General features: G+C 27.2%; 3 protein-coding genes and 1 pseudogene. All 4 read left to right on the top strand.

Going from position 1 to position 4,856, the window contains the following annotated elements; all coding sequences use genetic code 11:
• Positions 1-544 (top strand): annotated as a pseudogene (locus CPX_RS02500) (hypothetical protein); the annotation flags it as partial.
• Between the two features lie 102 nt (positions 545-646).
• Complete coding sequence (locus CPX_RS02495) at positions 647-2,761, top strand: ATP-binding protein (protein WP_235443263.1); 2,115 nt, start codon at positions 647-649, stop codon at positions 2,759-2,761.
• A 218-nt stretch (positions 2,762-2,979) separates the two neighbouring features.
• The gene (locus tag CPX_RS02490; protein WP_053521596.1) at positions 2,980-3,324 is read left to right on the top strand and encodes a hypothetical protein; all 345 of its coding nucleotides are present in this window, start codon (positions 2,980-2,982) and stop codon (positions 3,322-3,324) included.
• On the top strand, positions 3,291-4,211 hold the full coding sequence (locus CPX_RS02485) for an IS3 family transposase (RefSeq protein WP_152907390.1): 921 nt from the start codon (positions 3,291-3,293) through the stop codon (positions 4,209-4,211). Before CPX_RS02490 ends, CPX_RS02485 begins: the two co-directional genes overlap by 34 nt.
• Positions 4,212-4,856 lie beyond the last annotated feature (645 nt).

Below are 4,856 nucleotides of genomic sequence, written 5' to 3'. Positions count from 1 at the left end.
GTATAATGCGAGCGATTCTACATCAGAACCAGTTCATTTTAAATATCGTATTAAAGAGCCTCCACCAGAACAATTTCTGTTAGCTTATTTTGAAGGTGGAACAAGAGAAGGAAAAAACGATACTTATACCTTAGAAGATTTAAAACAAATGGGGAACGGAGCGACTCATTTATATTATTTTTGGAATAAAAACGCCCCTTCAAATCCTCTTCAAGATACTTTTCTTTTTCAACCCCAAAATTACCATTTAGAAATTATTTATGATAAAGGAACGAATTTTGGCGGTCCGAGTTACTTTTTCATTGATAAAATAGTAGTCAAAGAAATTGCGAAAGATAAAATTGTGGCTATTTATCCGATTAATCAAAAAATAGAAGAACCATTTACCATTTTTAATTATGATTTTGAATTAAAATTTCCTTTTTATAATTACACCCAAGAAGGTATGTTATGGAATACTAACCATATCAAATCTTTAAAAAAAATTGATTTATATGAAAAAAGAACTCAACAAAAAAGAACTTTATATTATGATGTAGATTAAAAAAAATTAAAAAGAAAGGAAAAGTTTTTATGAAACTTTTTAATAAAATTTATCTTCTTTTCCTTAGTTCTTTATCAGGTTGTGTCGTTATCCTTGGTATTTATGGTTTTTTTAAAACAACAAAACACTACTCTCCAAGAGAAACAAAAACAAGAAACGGAACAAAAAACGACTCAAGAAGAGGGAGATGCCTTGGCTGAACAATTAAAAAAATTGCGCCAAGAGAACCAGAAAAAGATTGATGAAGCTGACAAGTTAAAACGTCAAGACGATGTTTTGAAACAAAAAATAGATTTAAATATTAAACGTCATAACGAAATTAATAATCTTTTAGTTGCCATCAATCAAAAAAAGACTAACATAGAAGAAGCCTTAAAAAAGCTTCCTGTTACTGAGGTCGCCCAAAAAGAAACGCTGCAAAACGAGCTGACTAGTTTAAAGGCAGAAGAAGCAAAACTGCAGCAAGAAAAAGAAGGCTTAATTAAAGAAAGTGAGGATTTAGTTAACCAACGCAAAAACTTATTACAAATCCAAACGGTTAATAAAAAAGAAATAGAACAACAAAATATCCTCATTGATAAAAAGAGTAAATTAGCTGTCTTTCAAGAAGAAATAAACGATTTAAGAGATGCTATGGCTTATAATGATGCGGAAAAAGAAAAAATTACTCAGTTTTTACAAAAAGCAAACCTTCCGCAAGAAGAAGAAGCCCGATTAAGAAATTATCGTTTATTTTTGGATAGTCAATTACTTTCTTTTGATAAAAGACTGCAAAAACTCCTTCGCGATATTGAAAATATCCAAAAAAATCAACTAGAAAATATGCAGAAAAAACCGAAAACCTTAGATAATGTTTACGGGATGGAGGAAGAAAAAGAAAAATTCGCCAATATTCTTCATTATTTAAAAGGGGAGAAACATGTTCTGGGTTATCAAAACGTAAAACCCATGGGAATTTTATTATATGGCCCGCCTGGAACAGGGAAAAGTCATTTAATCGAAGCTATTTGTGGAGAAACAGGAACTCACTATATTGAATTAGAGCCTTCTCGTTTAGATAAAACTTATGTTGGTGAAGGGAATGAGGAATTGGAAAAAATTTGGGCCGAAGCTGAAGCCCATGATAAATCCATTATCTTTATTGATGAAATTAGTGGTTTAGCGAATCGAGAAGACAAAAATACTAACCAAACGGCTAGTAATATTATTAATAACTTATTAACCAAATTAGACGGGTTTAAAAAAAGTGAGAAAAAAATTATTTTAATGGGAGCGACTAACCATTTAGAGAAAATAGATAGTGCTTTAAGAAGTCGTTTTCAACAAGAAATCGAAATTAATTCTTTTAAAAAAGAAGAAATTCCGGGTTTTTTAAAATATTTAATTTTAGCTAATAATTACCGTATTAGTTATCATACTTTTAATCATCTAACCACTTTAATAGATAAAATCCCCCCTATAGAAGAAATTAAAGAAAATGATTCTGAGCAAGAAAAAAACAGAAAAATAAAAGAAAATGAGAAAAAAACTTTTTCGAATCGTGATTGGGTGAAATTATTAAGTGATGCTTTTATGACTTATGACCGTTTAGCGTTTGTGAATAAGAATCACGAAGTAATGCTACCTTCAGATTTAGATGAGAGTTTAGATAATAAATTAGGGATTAAAAAGACCAAAGCGGAAATAGAAGCGCATCGTAAAGAATGTGAAGACCAATACGGAGAATGGAAAAAAGGTTTAAACATTAAAAGCTTAGACCATACAATCGTTGATCAAACTTATACATTTGCTCGTTTCAATGGCTTAGATAAATGTCAATATCCTGATAAAGTACCTACTGATTTAAAAGCTTTTGTAAAACAAAAACCTTTTAATCAATGGTATAATCGCGATGAACTTCCGCATATCGACAGAGAACGACAAATTAATTCGATGTATCAAGTAGATTTTTCGTCTGATGTTACTCGAAATAATTCGTTATTTACTCAAAAAAATACATTTGCTGATGGTTTCACAATAAATGCAGATAATAATATTGAAATCCAGTATGAAGGACCGAAATATATTTTAGATACTGATAAAGATTGGTATATAACGAAAATTGAGATACCTAAAGACAATCGTTTAGGTACTACCGATAAACAAATCTATTACCTTCACTTTAATCCTGTAAAACAATACATTACTTTATATACAGAACCAATGAATACTAAGTAATAACTATTTAAAAAAGGATCCACCTCAACCCTGTGCGTAAAACTTTAAGTCTTTATACTGAGAAGTTTAACACAGGAGGAGAATATACACCACCTAGTGATTAATTAATTATTTTTTAAATAAAAAGGAGTTCTATTAAATTTACTTTTATTTTATTAACTGAAATTTTTTTATAATAAAAATAGGTTAATAAAATAAAGAAGGGCTTCTTTTTATTCATGAAAAAACAACATCATCATTACGATCTAAATACCAAATTAAAGGTTATTTTTGCGAAAAAAGAAGGTTTATTAAACAACAAACAAATTCAAGCCAAATATAAAATCAAAAATAAAACGCAAATATATCAATGGCTGATTTGGTTTGATAAGCAGCAACTTCATCGCTTACAACAACCCAAAGGTAAACAATATAAATATAGCAAAGGTATTTATGCTAATAAAAACGAAGTAGCCCTACAAGCTTTTAAAACCGCTATTAAAAAAAAATTAGGTGTTAACCCGAAAAAAATAAAAAACTTTATTTTGAAATCATTCATGAATATAAAGAAAAAATACCTTTAAACCAACTTTTAAGATGGTTAGGATTAGCCAAAACAACTTATTATCGTTGGTTAAAACAAAGTTTTAAACCCCAGATATTAACACCTGTAGAAAACGCGATTATTAAAATATGTAAAAGAATTCGCCGTTTTGGAAAATTTATTTTAGGTTATCGTAAAGTTCATCATAAATTGATCAAAATAGGTTTTAAAATAAACCCTAAAACTGTTTTAAAAAAAATGCAACAGTTTTATTTGTTATGTCAAACTATTAAAAACAAATATCAAAAACATATCCTTAAAAAACCGCCTCTGTCTGATTTAAATTTATTACAAAATAATTTTTATGCTTCTCGCCCTTATGAAAAATTATGTACTGATATTACTACTTTAATTTATGGGTCTAACTACGAAAAAAAACTTTATTTATCAGCGATTATGGATTTATATAACCGCGAAATTATCGCTTATACTATAGCTGATAAACAAGATCTGTCTTTAGTTATGAACAGTTTAGAACAATTAAAACCCTTAAAACAATTATGTCTGTTTCATTCTGACCAAGGCAGCCAATACACTGCTAAAAGATTTAAAACTATTTTAAAACAAAAAGGTTATCAACAAAGTTTCTCCGATGTCGGCATTCCTTCCCAAAACGCTTGTATTGAATCTTTTTGGGCTAATTTAAAAGGCGAAAAACTTTATTTAAGTAATTTAGAAAACACGAATACTAAAAAGATGATCCAAATGATTAATGAGTATATTCTTTTTTATAACCAAAAGAGAATGATGAAAAGTTTAAAATATTTTTGGCCGCAATTATTAAGCAAACAATTAAATAATCAAAAAAGCCAACCTTTTTCAAAAAGAAAGGATTTTGGTGTTTTTTTAAAAAGCCAACAAATTTAAATTAAGCAATTTTTTTTATTCCCTTCTTTTTTTTAAAAAGGAAGGTTTTTCCTGCTTTTTAAAAAAACATATCCATCTTGTTGTCAACAAAAACTCGTAAAAATGGTTATTTTTAAATTATTTTTTGATCAAACTGGCTTCAAAAAGCTTTTTTAAATGATCTTTTTTATCAAAGTAATCCTTTATTATTCATTTTTATTTTCCTTAGAGCTTTGATAGCAAAAAAATACCTTAAAAGGGTATGTTGAAGGTCGCTGCCGCAGTTAAATTTTAATATTTTTTATTTTTTAAAATTAGATCTTTATTTTTAAAAAAGTTTAATAAAAATATTTTATTATTTAATGTAATGTAAATGTATTAATGTAAATGTGAATATTCTTAAATAATATTTTTTAATGATAAAAATTATTTTTTAAATATCTTAAAAAAGTTAATAAGATATTTTATTCAATGTAATGTAAATGTAAATGTGAATATTATTAAATAACGTTTTTTAAGGATAAAAATGGTTTCTTAAATATTTTTAAAATATTTTTTAAAAAAGGGTTGACAAATTGATTTTAATTTATTATAATAATGATAACACACTAGGGTTATAATAATATACATTTACATTAATACATTTACATTACATTTAATAAAATA

Source organism: Candidatus Phytoplasma pruni (assembly GCF_001277135.1).
Taxonomy (GTDB): domain Bacteria; phylum Bacillota_I; class Bacilli_A; order Acholeplasmatales; family Acholeplasmataceae; genus Phytoplasma; species Phytoplasma pruni.
Note: the sequence above shows the minus strand (reverse complement) of the source record. Positions and strands in the feature narration are given on the sequence as shown.

What these genes read in the sequence shown, in the direction of transcription:
- CPX_RS02490 (WP_053521596.1), top strand. Translation starts at nt 2,980, where the DNA reads ATGAAAAAACAACATCATCATTACGATCTAAATACCAAATTAAAGGTT.
- CPX_RS02495 (WP_235443263.1), top strand. Translation starts at nt 647, where the DNA reads ATGGTTTTTTTAAAACAACAAAACACTACTCTCCAAGAGAAACAAAAA.